Origin of the sequence: Bradyrhizobium sp., assembly GCF_049691595.1 — a bacterium.
Taxonomy (GTDB): Bacteria; Pseudomonadota; Alphaproteobacteria; order Rhizobiales; family Xanthobacteraceae; genus Bradyrhizobium.
Genome location: NZ_JBAVNZ010000636.1, coordinates 1 through 15741 on the forward strand (window position 1 = coordinate 1; position 15741 = coordinate 15741).

Genomic DNA, 15741 nt, shown 5'->3' on the forward strand with positions numbered 1-15741 from the left:
GGTGAAAATCATGGCCGAGCAGGCGCATCGCCAGTCCCCCGAGCTTGACGACGACGTTTTGACATTTGGCGATCTGCTGGATCGAGGCCTTCCAGACCGCAAAAGTCTCCTCGCGTCGGCCTGCGAAGCGGCCGATGCCGATTGGGCCGCCGCAATGGTCGAGCACGATTTTGGTGTCGGGAAAGGCACAAGCGAGATCGGCGAGTTCGCCGATCTGCGGGTGGAACAGCCAGGCGTCGAAACTGAGATTCAGCGGCGCCAGGCAGGCAAAGCCCTTGCGGAAGGTCGGATCGAGCAGCAGGCCTCCCGGCCGCGTCGCATACATGCCCGCGATTTCGGGATCGGCGTCCCAGGCAGAGGAATGGCGGATGCCGCGGAAGCGGCCGTTGCCGGCGACGATCTCGGCTTCCAGCACCGGTTTTGCCTGCTCGCCAAGCAGCAGGTTGACGTGGCCGACGATGCCGGCGCAGATCGCGGCCGGACCGTAGCCGCCGCTGGCGGTCATTGCGGCGACGCCGTTGGCGAATTCGACCTCGCCGACCGGACGAAACGCCTCCGGTCCCTGCGCGCGGTACATCGAGCGGCAGTCGACATAGACGGTGGCGATGATGTTGTGGCCCGAGGCGATGTCGGCGGACATTTCCTCGATCATGTAGCGCAAGCCCCCGCGCTCCCAGAGATGATGATGCGGATCGACGATTTGGCGGCCGGGATCGATGATTTCCTCGGTCAGTTGCGCCAGCCAGTCTTCGCGCGGATCGGCATAGAGCCCGCTCTTCGAGGCGGGCGCGGTGCTGGCGGCCATCGATTTCGCTCCCTGATCTTGTTCTTGCTGAATGAACCGCCTCAAACGCCGCTGAGAATAATGACCGTCGGCGTGGCCGGCAGCGTGTCGCGCGAAATCTTCAGCGTCCGCTCGGTGCGCTCGTCGACTTCGAATTGCTGGCCGATCCGGCGGATGAATTCGTCGAGCGGCGTCGCAAAGCGATGCATCGGCAGCACCACGGAGGCGCGCAGCCGCCGCGTGATCTCGGAGACGCCGTCGAGCGACATTGTATAGGTGCCGTCGATCGGCACCATCACGATGTCGAGGCGGCCGATCGCCGCGAAATGGGTCTCGTCGAGCTGATGATGCAGATGGCCGAGATGGCCGATGCAGAGGCCGGCCACCTCGAAGATGAAGATCGAGTTGCCGTCCTTGATCATGTCGCCGCCGGAATAATCGCCGTAAGTGCGGCGGATGTCGGTGGTCACGTTGCGGACATAGACGTCGCCGATGCGCTCGGCGATCTGCGCGGGCTTGCCGTCATCGCCCCAGCCATGCAGCACATGCGCGATTTTCGGATCGGGAAACAGCGAGTAGTGCGTGCTGTGGGCCCGGTTCATGGTGACGATATCGGGCAGGCGGCCGGTCCGATAGGCGCCGTTGTAATCGGTCGCGATCCGCAATCCCCCGGGCGTGTCGATGGTGTAGGTCGAATGGCCGGCATAGGTGATGGCCACTTCCTCGGCCTTGCCCTTGGCGGCGACCCGCCGCAGGCCAACCGGGGTGGCGCGCGGCGGCGCGTTCGCCATCGCCAGGCACTCGCTGCGCAGGGCATCCTGGGCGTTGGCCGCCGGGATCAGCGACCCCAGCAAGGCAAAGACCGCGAACAATCTCAACATGGCGAGGTCCGTCGCAGGTGAGGTCCTGGAAGGATACCGTACCGCGGCAATACGAGCTAGGCGATTGATCGGGATACAGGATAGCATTCCGGGCGCGTCGGCGGCCGCGCCGCTTCAGTGCGGGCGCGGCCGGTTGCGGGTTGTGGCCATGGAGTTCACATTGACCGGAAAAGCCTTTGCCGAGGCCAAGGGCGCGGCACGGGCGCCGTCGTCCAGGCGGCTGCAACCGCTCCGTCAGATCGACGCCGGCGTGCTCAGCATTGCCTATTACGAAGCGGGACCTGCGGAAGCGCCGGTCGTGATGCTGATGCATGGCTTCCCTTACGACATTCATTCCTATGTCGACGTGGCGCCTCTGCTGGCGGCGCAGGGTTGCCGCGTTATCGTTCCCTATTTGCGCGGTTACGGTCCGACCCGTTTTCGCGATCCGGCTACACCGCGCTCCGGGGAGCAGGCGGCGATCGGCGCGGACCTGATCGCGCTGATGGATGCGATCGGCGTCAGGCGTGCGGTGGTCGCAGGTTACGATTGGGGCGGACGGGCGGCCTGCGTCGCGGCTGCGCTGTGGCCGGAGCGCTGCGTCGGTCTGGTGGCGGTGAACAGCTATCTCGTTCAGGACATCGCCAGGGCCATGGCGCCGTCGAGGCCGGAGCGTGAAGTGGCGCTCTGGTATCAATACTATTTCCAGCTCGAGCGCGGACGGGCGGGTGTTGCCGCCAACCGGCGCGAGATCGCCAGAATATTGTGGAAGCAGTGGTCGCCGAACTGGCATTTCGACGACGCGACGTTCGAGCGGACGGCGGCCGCCTTCGACAACCCCGACTTTGTCGACGTCGTGATCCACAGCTATCGCCACCGCTTCGGCCTCGCCGATGGCGATCCGCAATATGCCGAACTGCAGCGCAAACTGGCGGCGCAGCCTGTCATTTCGGTCCCGGCGATCACCCTGGACGGGGATGCGGACGGGATTGCCCCCGCCAATGACGGCCGCGCGAGCGCGGCAAGATTCACCGGCCGCCGAACCCATCGCGTGGTGCCGCGCGCCGGACATAATTTGCCGCAGGAGGAGCCCGAGGCCTTCGCGGCGGCGGTCATGGAGTTGATCAGGGCGGAGCCAGGGTGATACCGCTCGCCCTGCGGTGCTCCCTGCGACGAAAGGCGTCAGACGAGATGTTTCATGACCGATGTGCTTCCCATTTTTAGGTCAGCAACCGCGCGCGCCGATCCTGGGCTTCCATCAACTTGATGGCCTTTCTGTCAAAAGAGACAAACGTGTCCGCACCGAGCCAGCTTCCTTCATAGGCAATTACGCCGTCGGCAAAATCGCCGCCCGCATCCAGCAGGGTCAATCCAGCCTCCGCTGCGGGACGATTCATGACCACGTTTGCACCATTGATCAGACGCCGAATAGCTTCAGCGATGCTGCCCGATGGAATTTTATAGCCCTGTGACAGCACCCACACGAACTCGCAAAGCGCCGGTATCGAAATTGCCACCAATTCAGCTTTCTTCAAAGCGGTCTGGGCGGCTTTGCTTTGCTGCTCGTGATCGTCGGTAACGGCCCGAACCAGTATGTTGGTGTCAGCTGTGATCTTCATCGTTTGCCAGCCCAGCCCCGGGCGGCGATCTCATTCATTTCCTCGATCGACAGGGAAGGCCCATTTTTCCTCTTCAGGAAACCGAAAGCATCCGAAATTTTTCCAGTCGGCCGGGCGGCCATCACTTCGATGCGACCATCGGGCAGCTTGTTTACGGTGATCTTTTCACCGGGATGCACACCCAGATGCTCGAGCACATCCTTTCGGAGCGTGACTTGCCCTTTGGCAGTAACAGTGAGCGTGCTCATGACGACCCTCGAACCTTATTTGCTCTCTATGTAAGGCAAAAATACCTTACTTTCAAGGTTCGGGCAAACTCGCCTGGCGAGCGGGTCCGAGCGTCCGCATCATTGCCGCCTTGGGCTGATCTTCCAGGTCGCAGCCAGAATGGCCGCGGTCATCAGGCCGCTGACGACCGCCGCGGCCGGGATCGCCAGCGCCAGCGCCGAGGTCGCGGCCCATCCGATCGAGGAAAAGGCTTCTGCGAAAGTCGCGAGCCGCGACGAGGTCTGGCGGCGGCGGAACTGGCTGCGTTTGGCCTGCACCCGGAACCAGAGCTGGATCGCAGCCGCCGAGATGGTGGCGATGACGACGCCGAGCGCCGTCACGGTCGCCTGCAGGGCCGAGGCAAAGGCGAGTGCTGCGACCAATGGCGCGAAGATGACGCCGATCGCGATCAGCACCACTTCGATCTTGGCGCGGGTGACGCGCGACGGCTTCATCGGCGCGGTCGCGACCAGATCGGCGGCGTCCTCGCCCGAGATCGTCAGCCAGGCGAGACCGCCGGCGAGCTGGCCCGCTGCCATCACGATGACCGGCGTGACCAGCACGATCGCGGCGGAGCTGTCGGAAAAACTTCGCCACAGCAATACCGCCGGCGGCACCAGATAAAGCAGCTGCATCAGGCTCTGCGACACCAGCCAGGGATCGCGCCGCAGCAGCAGGAATTCTTTCCACCGCAACGCCTGTTGCCGCGAGCCGGCGCGGAACGCGGTGCTGCCGGCAGCCCGATTGGCCGCCGTTGCGTTGGCCGAGACGCGGATGACGGTATCGGCGAACCGCGGCGCGAAGATCGCCATCACGGCGCCGAGCAGCACGAGGCTTCCGGCCAAAAGACACAGCAGCACTTCGCTGTCGCCGAGCACGGCGCGCGCCGGCCACCAGATCAGACTGTCGGGATCGGGCGCGATCGCCGCCGCGGCATCGGAGGTCAGCACCGCCAATCGCGACAGCGTGCCGTAGGACAGGATCGCCGCCACCTGCAGCGCGATCACGAAGCCCGCTCCGATGATCGCGGAGACGATTTGCGCGACGAGGCGCGTCCGGCTCGGGCCGATCAGGCGAAACAGCAGCACCGTAATCGCGATCGCGGCCGCTGAGGCCGACAATCCGATGGCGATGACGACGCCGAACGCGGCGAGCCAGCGCGGCCCTCCGCCGATCACGAGAACATCGACGAACGGCGTCGACAACAACAGCGCCATCGCGGTCACCGCCAGCGCGATCGCGGCGATGCGGACCGAGAAAATGGTGGTCAGCCTGACCGGCGACGACATGATCAGATCGAGATCGGCGCGGGCATAAAACACCCGCGTCACCGATTCGATCGCCTGCGACAGCATCAGGGCCCAGGCCAGCAAGATGGTCGCCGACAGCACGATCAGCGAGGATTTGTCGAGCGGAAGCCGCAGATCGGCAAACCGGCCGATCACGGCATAGGCCGGCAAATGCAGGATGGCGGCAAGGATCAGCAGGCCGATCACCGCGCGGTTCCGGTTGCGCCGGCCGCCCGTCATCATCGCGAGCCACTCGCGCCATGCCAGCCGTATCTCGTGCCGGGCAAACCAAATGAGGCCGGTGGCCGAATTCATGCGGCCGCCGCCCCGGCGTCGACCAGTGCGATGAACATGTCTTCAAGGCTGATGTCGTTCTGGCCGTTCCGCTGACGCAGCTCGGCGAGCGTGCCTTCGGCGACCAGCCGCCCCGCCGCGATGACGCCGATGCGGTCGGCCATGCGCTCGGCGACTTCCAGGATATGCGTGGTCATGATCACGGTGCAGCCGGCGCGCACCCGCGCCTGCAGCAGTCCCTTGACGTGACGCGCGGACAGCGCGTCGAGGCCGGTCAGCGGTTCGTCGAGGATGATCAGCCGGGGATCGTGGACCAGCGCGCCGGCCAGCGCCACCTTCTGGCGCATGCCCTTGGAAAATCCCTCGCAGCGCTGGTGCAGATGCGGTTGGAGGCCGAGCGAGGCGAGCAAATCATGCGCGCAGGGTTCGGCGACCCTGGCGTCGATGCCCCAGAGGCCAGCGACGAATTCGAGATACTCCAGCGGCGTCAGCTTGTCGTAAATCATCGGCTCGTCGGATACCCAGGCCATGATCTGCCTGGCGGCGACGGGATCGCCGAGCGCGTCGATGCCCAGGATGGAGACCGAGCCGGCGTCGGGCCGCAGCAGGCCGGCCACCATGCGCAGCGTCGTGGTCTTGCCGGCACCATTCGGCCCGAGCAGCGCGTAGAATTCGCCGATCCGAACGCTGAGATCGAGCGCATCGACCGCGGGGCGGTCAAAACACTTCGTTAACCCTCGCACATGAAGTGCGGACTGATCTTGTGTCATGATGTCGGGTCGATCCAGGTTGCGCTTTGGCTCGAACAATGGACCGAAACGGTTTCGGCGCGGTGAATCCAGCTCCCCGAATCACGGCGATGGCAGGTTCCCGTCCGGCTGCGGCATTTCTCCGTAATAGGGATGACCCTGAGCAGCCAGCGCTTTGTTGACAGGTATCGGCGCTTTAGGCTCAATGGCATCAGGACATAGGCAGCTTTCAGCGCTTCCGGCACGAGGCGCGCGAGGGCGGGATGCGACGGGCGATCGCCAGAATCGCCGGGCATCCGGGGAGGCAAGCAATGCTGGACTTCGTTCAGCAATTGGTGAGCGGTATTGCGCTTGGCTGTGTTTACGGCCTGATCGCGCTCGGCTTTGTGTTGGTTTACAAGGCAACCGAGGTCGTCAACTTCGCGCAGGGCGACCTGATGATGCTGGGCGGGTTTTTCGCCTTCACCTTCATCGGCATTCTCGGGCTCAATTACTGGATCGGCTTCGCCGGCGCCGTATTGGCGATGGCGCTGTTCGGCATGCTGGCCGAGCGCCTGGTGGTGCGCCCGATCCTCGGCTATCCGCAGTTTTCGATCATCATGGCGACGATCGGGCTCGGCTATTTCCTGCGCTCGATCTCGGGCATCATCTGGGGCACCGACGATTTCAAGATCGAGACGCCGTTCAGCCAGGGCGTGCTGCGGATCGGCTCGCTGGTGCTGGCCCATGACAAGCTCTCGGTGATCGCAGCCACGATCATCCTTTGCGCGCTGCTCTACCTGTTCTTCAACCGCACCACGCTCGGCACCGCGATGCGGGCGAGTTCCGAAAACATGCTGGCCGCCTATTACATGGGCATTCCGGTCAAGCGCGTGGTGTCGATCGTCTGGGCGATCAGCGCGGCGGTTGCCACCTGCGCCGGCGTATTGCTGGCGCCGATCACCTTCATTCATTCCAATGTCGGCCTCGTGCTCGGCCTGAAGGCGTTTCCCGCCGCGGTGCTCGGCGGCTTCGGCTCGATCCCGGGCGCGGTCGTGGGCGGGGTGCTGATCGGCGTGATCGAGAGCATGGCCGGATTCTATCTGCCGCAGGGATGGAAGGACGTCGCGCCCTACATCGTCCTGCTGGCGGTGCTGCTGCTCAAGCCCGAGGGCCTGTTCGGCGTTCACATGCGCAAGAAGGTCTAGAGCATGATCCGGAAAAGTGGGAACCGGTTTTCCGAAAAGATCATGCTCCAACAAAGGGATGAGATCATGATCCGATCCAGTCGGATCATGATCTAGGGAGCGCTGATGCGGTTCTTGTTCAAGACCGACTACGAAGACGACATCCGATTGTTGCCGCACTCGGGTTATGTCGTCTCGTACGGCATTCTGCTGGCGCTTCTCCTGATCGCGCCGTTCGTGCTTTCCAGCTACCTGATGAGCCAGATGGTGTTCGTCTGCATCTACGCCACCGTCGGCGTCGGGCTGATGATCCTAACCGGCTTCACCGGGCAGGCCTCGCTCGGTCATGCCGCCTTTCTGGCCATCGGCGCCTATACGGCGGCCTATCTGCAGCAGTTCGACGTGCCGTTTCCAGTTTATTTCCTCGCCGCGGGCCTGCTGACCGGCGTGATCGGCGCGCTGGTCGGATTTCCGGCGCTGCGGCTGCAGGGCATCTATCTGGTGATCGCGACCATTTCCTTTGCCTTCATTGTCGAGGAAATCCTGGCGCGCTGGGAAAGCGTGACCCACGGCAATGACGGCATGCGGATCAAGACCATCCAGTTGCTCGGCGCCACGGTGTCGCGCGACAGCCCGGCGTTCTATTTCCTCTGCCTTGGCGTGCTGATCCTGACCATCGTCGGCACCCTCAATCTGCTGCGTTCGCCGACCGGACGCGCCTTTGTGGCGATCCGCGACAGCGAGACGGCGGCGCGCAGCATGGGCATCAATGTCTCGCTCTACAAGGTGAAATCATTTGCGATCAGCGCCGCGATCACCGGCTTCGCCGGCTGCCTGTTCGCGCACAAACTGTCCTTCATCAGCCCGGAAATGTTCACCTTGCAGCTCTCGATCGAGTTCATCATCGTGATCCTGATCGGCGGCACCTTCAGCCTGCACGGCGCGGTGCTGGGCGCGATCTTCCTGGTCATGATCGATCCGTTCCTGACCTACCTCAAGGATGACATGCCCGGCGTGATATCAGGCGTCGCCGCGACACTTGGCGCGGGCAAGGAGCGCGCCGGACATATCCAGGACGGCGTCGCGGCCTTTGCATCCGCCAACGGCCTGAAGGGCGCGATTTATGGGGTGATCATCGTGCTGTTCGTGCTGTTCGAGCCGCTCGGCCTCTATGGACGATGGCTGAAGATAAAACTCTTCTTCCAGTTATTCCCGCTCTACAAGCGCGCCACCTTCAAGCGGCAGAAGATCTATGTGAAATCGGAGCGGAACCGATGAGCTATTTCCGCGCCGAAAACCTGTCCTTGCATTTCGGCGGCCTGAAGGCGGTCGATGCCGTCAGTTTTGCGGTGGAGAAGGGCGAAATCCTCTCGATCATCGGGCCCAATGGCGCCGGCAAGAGCTCGATCTTCAACCTGATCTCGCGGATCTACCCCCCGACCTCGGGAAGGGTTTTTTTCGAGGACCAGGACATCACGCACGAGCCGGCCTACGACATCGCCAGGCTCGGCATCGCCCGAACCTTCCAGAACATCGAGCTGTTCGAGAATGCGACCGTGCTCTCCAACCTCCTGGTCGGCCGGCACCGCCACTCCACGACCCGGCTCTGGCAGGAGTTGATGTTCCTGCCGGGCGTGCGCGCGTCCGAAAAGCTGCATCGCCGCCGCGTCGAGCAGGTGATCGAGTTCCTCGACCTCGAACCCTACCGCGACAAGCTGATTTCTGGATTGCCCTATGGCGTGCGCAAGGTGATCGAGCTGGCGCGCGCGTTGTGCTCGGAGCCGAAATTGATCCTGCTGGACGAGCCGTCCTCCGGGCTGAATGTCGAGGAGACCGACGACATGTCGTTCTGGATCCGCGACATGAAGACCGAACTCGGCATCACCGTGCTGATGGTCGAACACGACATGACGCTGGTGAACCGCGTATCCGACCGGGTGATCGCGCTGAATTACGGCCGCGTGCTGGCGATGGGCACGCCGGCCGAAGTGCAGCGGCATCCCGATGTCGTCGCCGCCTATCTCGGCGCCTAGAGGATCATGCGATGAGCGCACCCGACATCATCCTGAAACTCAGCAATATCGAGAGCTATTACGGGCCGATCATGGCGATCCGCGGCATCAGCCTGGAGGTGGCCCGCGGCCGGATCGTCACCCTGCTCGGCGCCAACGGCGCCGGCAAGACCACCGTACTGAAGACCATTTCCGGAATCCTCGATCCGCAGAAGGGCTCGATCGAATTTTTGGGCAAGCCGATCCAGCGCATGGAGGCCGACAAGATCGTGCGGCTCGGCCTCAGCCATGTGCCGGAAGGGCGCGAGGTGTTTCCGTTCCTCTCGGTGCGCGAGAACCTGATGATGGGCGCCTATCCGCGCAGCGATCGTGACGGCGTCGCCGAGGACCTCGGTCGCGTCTATGGATATTTTCCGCGGCTGAAGGAGCGGCTCAACCAGCCGGCCGGCCAGCTTTCCGGCGGCGAGCAGCAGATGCTGGCGATCGGGCGCGCGCTGATGAACCGTCCGACGCTGCTGTTGCTGGACGAGCCCTCGCTCGGCCTGTCGCCGATTCTGGTGAGGGAGATTTTTGCCATCATCCGGCGGGTCAACGAGGAACAGGGCATGTCTATTCTGCTGGTCGAGCAGAACGCCAAGGTCGCGCTGGAGACGGCGCATTACGGCTATGTGCTGGAAATCGGCCGGGTGGTCATGAATGACACCTGCGAGCGGCTGATGAATTCGAAGGACATCCAGGAATTCTACCTCGGCGCCAAGGAAGCGGGCGCGCGGGGCGAAAGGCGCTGGAAAAAGAAGAAAACGTGGCGCTGAAGACAAGGTAGAGCTAAATTCGAACCCTGTTTCGGAAAAAAGACCGGTAACCGAGCCGGCATCCCTGGCAGGCGGAAGAAGGAGGAAACCAACATGGCGAGGGCGGCAGTGCTGACGGTCGCTGATACGATCGCAAGAAGCTTTCTGCTTTCGGTGTCAACACGCGGCGACCGGCCGGCGATCCGCGAAAAGAAATTCGGCATCTGGCAGCCAACCAGTTGGCGGCAATGGCTGCGGATATCCAGGGATATCGCCTACGGCCTGCACGCCACCGGCTTCCGGCCCGGCGATGTCGCCTCCATCATCGCCAATGCGGTGCCGGAATGGGTGTTCGCCGACATGGGTATCCTGTGCGCCGGCGGGGTTTCTTCCGGGATCTATCCGACCGATTCCGTGGTCCAGGTCGAGTATCTCGTCAACGACTCCAGCACCCGCGTGATCTTCGCCGAGGATGAAGAACAGCTCGACAAGATTCTCGCGTGCCGCGCGCGCTGCCCAACGCTGGAAAAGATCGTCGTCTTCGATATGGAGGGCCTGAGCGGCTTCACCGACCCGATGGTGCTGTCGCTCGATGAGTTCATGGCGCTCGGGCGCAACCATGGCCTGGACCATGAGGCGCTGTGGGACGAAATGGTGTCAAGCCGCGGCGCGGACGACCTCGCCATTCTCGTCTATACCTCGGGCACCACGGGCCCGCCCAAGGGCGCCATGCATTCCAACCGCGGCGTCACGCACCAGATGCGCCACGCCAACGATCTGTTTCCGTCCACCGACGCCGAAGAGCGGCTGGTATTTCTGCCGCTCTGCCATGTCGCCGAGCGGATCGGCGGCTATTACGTCTCGCTGGCGCTGGGGTCGGTGATGAATTTCGCCGAAAGCCCGGAAACGGTGCCGGACAATCTTCGCGAGGTGCAGCCGACCGCGTTCCTCGCGGTGCCGCGGATCTGGGAGAAATTCTATTCCGGCATCACGATTGCGCTGAAGGATGCGACCCCGTTGCAGAACTGGATGTACCGGCATGCGCTGGCGATCGGCCATCGCATCACCGGCTACAGGCTCGAAGGCGAAACGCCGCCACTGGCGCTGCGCGCCGCCAATCGTGCCGCCTACTGGCTGGTGTTCCGCAACATCCGCCGCATGCTCGGGCTCGATCGCTGCCGGCTGGCCTTTACCGGCGCCGCCCCGATCTCGCCGGACCTGATCCGCTGGTATCTCGCGCTCGGCATCGACATGCGCGAGGTCTACGGCCAGACCGAAAACTGCGGCGTCGCCACCGTGATGCCGCCGGATCGCATCAAACTCGGTTCGGTCGGCAAGGCCGCGCCCTGGGGCGAGGTCGCGATCTCCCCGCAGGGCGAAATCCTGATCCGGGGCGATTTCCTGTTCATGGGTTACCTCAACCAGCCGGAAAAGACCGCCGAGACCATCGATGCCAGGGGCTGGCTGCATACCGGCGACGTCGGCTCGATCGACAATGAAGGCTTCGTCAAGATCACCGACCGGATGAAGGACATCATCATCACCTCCGGCGGCAAGAACGTCACGCCGTCGGAGATCGAGAACCAGCTCAAATTCTCACCCTACATCTCCGACACCGTCGTGATCGGCGACAAGCGGCCGTATCTCACCTGCCTGGTCATGATCGACCAGGAGAACGTCGAGAAGTTTGCGCAGGACCACGACATTCCCTTCACCAATTATGCCAGCCTGTGCCGCGCGCCGGCGATCCAGGATCTGATCCAGCGCGAGATCGAGACGGTCAACGCCAACTTCGCCCGCGTCGAGACCATCAAGAAGTTCTTCCTGATCGAGCGTCAGCTGACGCCCGAGGACGAGGAATTGACGCCGACCATGAAGCTGAAGCGGAGTTTCGTGAACAAGCGTTACGCGGCCGAGATCGCCGCCATGTATGGCGAGCGGGCGGTGGCGTGAGCCCATCGGACTTTGGAGTGTCAAATCGGAAACGGCGAAGGACCCTGGAAGGCCCCACCCTTCGCCCAATGCGGGCCAACCAAGAGGAGACTTGCAATGTCGAAATCATTACGGGCGCTGGGCCTTGCGGTGGGCGCCCTTGCGCTGACCCATCTGCCGGCCTTGGCCCAGACCAAGGTCACCAATGAGGGCATCTCGGCGACCGAGATCGTCATCGGCACCCATCAGGATCTGTCCGGACCGATCAAGGTCTGGGGCGTTCCGGTTTCCAACGGCATGAAGATGGCAGTCGAGGAGATCAACGCGGCCGGCGGCGTCAATGGCCGCAAGCTCAAGCTGATCCTCGAGGACAACGGCTACGATCCGAAGAAGGCGGTGCTGGCGTCGCAGAAGATGATCGAGCGCGACAAGGTCTTCGCAATGGTCGGCCCGATGGGTTCGCCGACCGTGCTGGCGGCCCAGGACGTGCTGTTCGACGCCGGCGTATTGCAGTTGTTCCCGCTGACCGCGGCCGAATTCACCTTCAAGTTCGATCCCGCCAAGCCGCAGGAGCGGCTGAAGTTCAACAACCTGCTGCCCTATGTCGAGAGCACCCGCGCCGCGCTCAAATGGATGATCGAGGCCAAGAATTTCAAGAAGCCCTGCCTGATGCATCAGGACGACGAATACGGCAAGAGCGTGCTCGACGGCTTCAATCAGCAGCTCGAGGCGATGAAGCTGACGGCGGCTTCGGTCACGAGCTACAAGCGCGGTGCCTCCGACTTCAGCGCGCAGGTTGCCAAGATGAAGTCCGACGGCTGTGATCTCGTCGTGCTCGGCACCGTGATCCGCGAGACCATCGGCGCGATGGGCGAGGCCAGGAAGCTCGGATGGGACGTCACCTTCCTCGGTGCTACGCCTACCAACGTGCTTGAAGTGCCGACGCTCGGCAAGGAAGCGGTGGAGGGACTGTACGCCGCGTCGGGCTTTGAAATTCCCTACGAAGATACCGCGAAGGGGAAGGTGAAGGACTGGCTCGCCAACTACAAGAAGATGTTCAATTCCGACGCCAACACCCAGGCCATCATCGGCTACAATTCGGTGATGACGTTCGCCCATTACGTCAACAAGGCTGGCAAGGATTTGACGGGCCAGAAGCTGCTTGATGCCCTGGAGTCAGGCGACAAGTTCCTCGACATCTTCAATTCGCCGCCGACCAGGTTCTCCAAGACCGATCACCTCGCCAACACCGTGACGCAGGTGCAGCAGATCCAGAAGGGCCGCTGGGTGCTGATGAAGGACAGCCTCTCGTTCTGACCATGAACCACCGCGCGCGGGCTCTTGCTCGCGCGCGCAGTTCCTCATTGCCTCTGAAGTACCTTCAGCATGGCGTCGCCGAGGATCGCGGGTTCACGCGGCGGGAGGTAGGTGAGGCCGGCCGCCCGGGCGAGTTCAGCCGGGGTTCCCGCGGCCTGCAAATCGGAGAGCGCCTTGTTGACCGCGACAAGGAGGGCCGGGTCGCTGGCGAGGCCGACATAGCCGCGATTGGCGCCGATCGGATAATAGTAGCCGGTGGCAGCGAGCGTGCTGCCTGGATGGGCGGCGCGGTAGGCGTCGAAGCGGCGCAGGTCGAGCAGCGTCGCGTCGAAGTCGCCGCGATCGAGCGCGCCGAGCAGATCGTCCCGGCCGGGGACCAGATGGGTGATATCATCGATCAGCCGCCCGTTGCCGAACGTCATCAGAATCGCATCGGCCAGCGTCCCGCTTTCGATCGCGATGCGCAGACCGGCGAGGTCGCCGACGCCGGCAATGCGACGGTCGCGCGCCTTGTCGCCTACCCTGGGTCCAAGGACGATGGTCAGCGGCGAATAGATGTAGGGCTGGCTTGGCGTGAGCACGCCGAGCGGTACGCGGCGCCTGCGATCATCGCGGGTGGCGCCCTCGAAACCCGGCAGCTTCGCGGTCTGGACGCCCGGCACGACGAGAGAATCCTGGGTCAAGGCATAGCTGCCGACCAGCGCGCAGCGATTGTCCGAGAGCAGGGCGTTGGCTTCAAGCGCCGGGCTTGAATCCTCGTCGAGCCTGCTTTCGTACCATTGGATCTGGAGCGGCCGGCCGAGCCGTTCCGCGACGGCCCGGGCGAGCGCGACGTCAAATCCACTGTCGGGCTTGCCTTGATGATGCGCCGAGAGGGGCGGCAAATCCTCGTCGAGACAGACCTTCAGCGGGTCATCGGCTGCGCGCGCCGTCGTGATGGCCGCTGTTGCAAGCAGAATCGCCGCCGCGGACGCCGCGAGCCAGGCCTTCATGGATTCCTCCGGCTGGATACATAGGCCCAAAGATCCGCGATCTGGTCGTCGCTCAGGAGGTCACCCCATGGCGGCATTTTTCCGCTCTTGCCGAGCTTCACCGTGGTGATGAATCGCGCCTTGTCGTCCGGAACCGTGCGCAGGTCGGGCGTGATCGTGCCGGAATTGACCATGTTGGGGCCGTGGCAGTGCGAGCATTTCTGCGCATAGGTGACTTTGCCCTGGTCGATCTGTGCCGGATCGCCGGCACCTGGCTGCTGGGCAGCGCTGGGTGTCGTCGTCTGCGCGATTGCCATCACCGCGACGGCGGCGAAATGCGCCGCCGTCCATATCGATAGTTTCCTGATCACGTGCGATCCGCGTCAGTTCTTGACTGCGAACACCCACAATGATCCGCCGGTCGGCACTTTGGCCAGCCGCTCATCGCCGGCGAACAGCGAATAGACGCCGCCGTAGCCGCTGGTGACGGCGACATACTGGACACCGTCCTGCTGCCAGGTCACCGGCTGCCCTTCGATGCCCGAGCCGGTCTGGAACTGCCACAGCTTCTTGCCGTCGTTGGCATCGAACGCCTCGAACTCGCCGGTCAACTGACCGGAGAATACCACCCCGCCCGCGGTCGACAACACGCCGGAGAAACGCGGGATATCGCTCGGCACTTCCCACTTCGCCTTCCCGGTCATCGGATCGATCGCCTTGAGATGACCGCGCGGTCCCGCGGGCCAGTCCCACAGATCGGTCAGATCCATGCCGAGATACCATTCGCCGGCCTTGTACGTCGCCGGCTCGGTCTTGTAGTGGCCGCCGAAGGCAAGTGTGTTGGCATAAGCGAGGCCGGTCTGCGGATTGAACGACATCGGCTCCCAATTCTTGCCGCCGAGGATCGAAGGATAGACCGTGACCTTCTTGCCTTCGCGGGCGTCCTTGCTGACGTCGGTCTCGATCGGCCGACCGGTCTTCATGTCGATTCCCGTGGCCCAGTTGACCTTCACATAGGGATTGGCCGCGAGCAATTTCCCGTTGGTCCGGTCAAGGACGTAGAAGAAGCCGTTGCGATTGGCATCCATCAGCACCTTGGTCGGCTTGCCCTCGACGTTGATGTCCGCGAGCACCATCTCGGCGACCGAGTCATAGTCGAATGGATTGTTCGGCGAGAACTGGTAATGCCATTTGATCTTGCCGGTCTTCGGCTCGAGCGCGAGGACGGCGCAGGTGAACAGATTGTCGCCGGGGCGCACCGCCGAGTTGAACGGGCCGGGATTGCCGACACCCCAATAGACCGTGTTCAGCTCCGGGTCATAAGAGCCGGTGATCCACGTCGAACCGCCGCCCAGTTTCCAGGTGTCGCCTTTCCAGGTGTCGCCGCCGGGTTCGTCGGGACTCGGGATCGTGTGGGTGCGCCACAGATGCTTGCCTGTCGCAGCATCCCAACCGTCGATGAAGCCCCTGGTGCCGAACTCCGCGCCCGAGATGCCGGTCAGAACCACGCCGTCGGCGACCAGCGGCGCCACGGTCATCGAATAGCCTTCCTTGATGTCGGCCGCCTTCTGACGCCAGAGTTCCTTGCCGGTCTTGGCATCCAGCGCGAACAGCCGCCCATCGAGCGCAGCGGCGAAGATCTTGCCGTTCTCATAGGCAGCGCCGCGATTGGCGCCGAAGGAGAAATGCA

General features: G+C 63.4%; 16 protein-coding genes. 7 read left to right on the forward strand and 9 right to left on the reverse strand.

Annotation, left to right across the window (positions count from 1 at the left end; translation table 11 throughout):
• Both WCE35_RS25480 and WCE35_RS25485 read right to left on the reverse strand, forming a co-directional pair.
• On the reverse strand, positions 1–805 hold an 805-nt coding region (locus WCE35_RS25480; RefSeq protein ID WP_424596072.1), incomplete at its 3' end, for an amidohydrolase family protein.
• A 41-nt stretch (positions 806–846) separates the two neighbouring features.
• Positions 847–1665 (reverse strand): MBL fold metallo-hydrolase, encoded by an 819-nt coding sequence (locus WCE35_RS25485; RefSeq protein WP_424596073.1) that lies wholly within the window; start codon positions 1663–1665, stop codon positions 847–849.
• A gap of 148 nt (positions 1666–1813) precedes the next feature.
• On the opposite strand from WCE35_RS25485, the gene WCE35_RS25490 reads away from it, so the two are divergent.
• Positions 1814–2788 (forward strand): alpha/beta fold hydrolase, encoded by a 975-nt coding sequence (locus WCE35_RS25490; protein WP_424596074.1) that lies wholly within the window; start codon positions 1814–1816, stop codon positions 2786–2788.
• 76 nt (positions 2789–2864) lie between these two features.
• On the opposite strand, the gene WCE35_RS25495 is transcribed toward WCE35_RS25490, so the two are convergent.
• The 4 genes from WCE35_RS25495 to WCE35_RS25510 form a co-directional block, all read right to left on the reverse strand.
• Positions 2865–3263: a type II toxin-antitoxin system VapC family toxin gene (locus WCE35_RS25495; RefSeq protein WP_424596075.1), complete on the reverse strand. Its 399-nt coding sequence runs from the start codon at positions 3261–3263 to the stop codon at positions 2865–2867.
• Entirely contained in the window at positions 3260–3511 is a 252-nt protein-coding gene (locus tag WCE35_RS25500; RefSeq protein ID WP_424596076.1) for an AbrB/MazE/SpoVT family DNA-binding domain-containing protein, read from the reverse strand. The genes WCE35_RS25495 and WCE35_RS25500 overlap by 4 nt, the downstream gene beginning before the upstream one ends.
• A gap of 99 nt (positions 3512–3610) precedes the next feature.
• Positions 3611–5134 carry a permease gene (locus WCE35_RS25505; RefSeq protein ID WP_424596077.1) on the reverse strand — a complete coding sequence of 508 codons (1524 nt, stop codon included), beginning with the start codon at positions 5132–5134 and terminating at the stop codon, positions 3611–3613.
• Positions 5131–5883, reverse strand: a complete 753-nt coding sequence (locus tag WCE35_RS25510; protein WP_424596078.1) for an ABC transporter ATP-binding protein — start codon at positions 5881–5883, stop codon at positions 5131–5133. Before WCE35_RS25510 ends, WCE35_RS25505 begins: the two co-directional genes overlap by 4 nt.
• A 290-nt stretch (positions 5884–6173) precedes the next feature.
• Between WCE35_RS25510 and WCE35_RS25515 the strand changes: the two genes are divergently transcribed.
• The 6 genes from WCE35_RS25515 to WCE35_RS25540 all read left to right on the forward strand — a co-directional run bounded on the left by WCE35_RS25515 (position 6174) and on the right by WCE35_RS25540 (position 13080).
• Positions 6174–7049 carry a branched-chain amino acid ABC transporter permease gene (locus WCE35_RS25515; RefSeq protein ID WP_424596079.1) on the forward strand — a complete coding sequence of 292 codons (876 nt, stop codon included), beginning with the start codon at positions 6174–6176 and terminating at the stop codon, positions 7047–7049.
• A 105-nt stretch (positions 7050–7154) separates the two neighbouring features.
• On the forward strand, positions 7155–8306 hold the full coding sequence (locus tag WCE35_RS25520; RefSeq protein WP_424596080.1) for a branched-chain amino acid ABC transporter permease: 1152 nt from the start codon (positions 7155–7157) through the stop codon (positions 8304–8306).
• Positions 8303–9061, forward strand: a complete 759-nt coding sequence (locus tag WCE35_RS25525) for an ABC transporter ATP-binding protein (protein ID WP_424596081.1) — start codon at positions 8303–8305, stop codon at positions 9059–9061. Before WCE35_RS25520 ends, WCE35_RS25525 begins: the two co-directional genes overlap by 4 nt.
• Positions 9062–9072: 11 nt before the next feature.
• Positions 9073–9852 carry an ABC transporter ATP-binding protein gene (locus tag WCE35_RS25530; protein ID WP_424596082.1) on the forward strand — a complete coding sequence of 260 codons (780 nt, stop codon included), beginning with the start codon at positions 9073–9075 and terminating at the stop codon, positions 9850–9852.
• A gap of 93 nt (positions 9853–9945) precedes the next feature.
• Positions 9946–11784, forward strand: coding sequence for an AMP-dependent synthetase/ligase (locus WCE35_RS25535; RefSeq protein ID WP_424596083.1), 1839 nt, complete (start codon positions 9946–9948; stop codon positions 11782–11784).
• Positions 11785–11880: 96 nt separating this feature from the next.
• Complete coding sequence (locus tag WCE35_RS25540; RefSeq protein WP_424596084.1) at positions 11881–13080, forward strand: ABC transporter substrate-binding protein; 1200 nt, start codon at positions 11881–11883, stop codon at positions 13078–13080.
• 44 nt (positions 13081–13124) lie between these two features.
• On the opposite strand, the gene WCE35_RS25545 is transcribed toward WCE35_RS25540, so the two are convergent.
• From WCE35_RS25545 to WCE35_RS25555, 3 genes are all read right to left on the reverse strand, one after another.
• Entirely contained in the window at positions 13125–14072 is a 948-nt protein-coding gene (locus tag WCE35_RS25545; protein WP_424596085.1) for a substrate-binding periplasmic protein, read from the reverse strand.
• Positions 14069–14422, reverse strand: a complete 354-nt coding sequence (locus WCE35_RS25550; protein ID WP_424596086.1) for a c-type cytochrome — start codon at positions 14420–14422, stop codon at positions 14069–14071. The genes WCE35_RS25545 and WCE35_RS25550 overlap by 4 nt, the downstream gene beginning before the upstream one ends.
• A 12-nt stretch (positions 14423–14434) precedes the next feature.
• Positions 14435–15741 (reverse strand): PQQ-dependent dehydrogenase, methanol/ethanol family (locus WCE35_RS25555; protein WP_424596087.1); only part of this gene is annotated, 1307 nt, incomplete at its 5' end.

What these genes read in the sequence shown, in the direction of transcription:
- WCE35_RS25485 (WP_424596073.1), bottom strand. Translation starts at nt 1,665, where the DNA reads ATGTTGAGATTGTTCGCGGTCTTTGCCTTGCTGGGGTCGCTGATCCCG.
- WCE35_RS25490 (WP_424596074.1), top strand. Translation starts at nt 1,814, where the DNA reads ATGGAGTTCACATTGACCGGAAAAGCCTTTGCCGAGGCCAAGGGCGCG.
- WCE35_RS25500 (WP_424596076.1), bottom strand. Translation starts at nt 3,511, where the DNA reads ATGAGCACGCTCACTGTTACTGCCAAAGGGCAAGTCACGCTCCGAAAG.
- WCE35_RS25515 (WP_424596079.1), top strand. Translation starts at nt 6,174, where the DNA reads ATGCTGGACTTCGTTCAGCAATTGGTGAGCGGTATTGCGCTTGGCTGT.
- WCE35_RS25510 (WP_424596078.1), bottom strand. Translation starts at nt 5,883, where the DNA reads ATGACACAAGATCAGTCCGCACTTCATGTGCGAGGGTTAACGAAGTGT.
- WCE35_RS25545 (WP_424596085.1), bottom strand. Translation starts at nt 14,072, where the DNA reads ATGAAGGCCTGGCTCGCGGCGTCCGCGGCGGCGATTCTGCTTGCAACA.
- WCE35_RS25540 (WP_424596084.1), top strand. Translation starts at nt 11,881, where the DNA reads ATGTCGAAATCATTACGGGCGCTGGGCCTTGCGGTGGGCGCCCTTGCG.
- WCE35_RS25520 (WP_424596080.1), top strand. Translation starts at nt 7,155, where the DNA reads ATGCGGTTCTTGTTCAAGACCGACTACGAAGACGACATCCGATTGTTG.
- WCE35_RS25535 (WP_424596083.1), top strand. Translation starts at nt 9,946, where the DNA reads ATGGCGAGGGCGGCAGTGCTGACGGTCGCTGATACGATCGCAAGAAGC.
- WCE35_RS25495 (WP_424596075.1), bottom strand. Translation starts at nt 3,263, where the DNA reads ATGAAGATCACAGCTGACACCAACATACTGGTTCGGGCCGTTACCGAC.
- WCE35_RS25530 (WP_424596082.1), top strand. Translation starts at nt 9,073, where the DNA reads ATGAGCGCACCCGACATCATCCTGAAACTCAGCAATATCGAGAGCTAT.
- WCE35_RS25525 (WP_424596081.1), top strand. Translation starts at nt 8,303, where the DNA reads ATGAGCTATTTCCGCGCCGAAAACCTGTCCTTGCATTTCGGCGGCCTG.
- WCE35_RS25505 (WP_424596077.1), bottom strand. Translation starts at nt 5,134, where the DNA reads ATGAATTCGGCCACCGGCCTCATTTGGTTTGCCCGGCACGAGATACGG.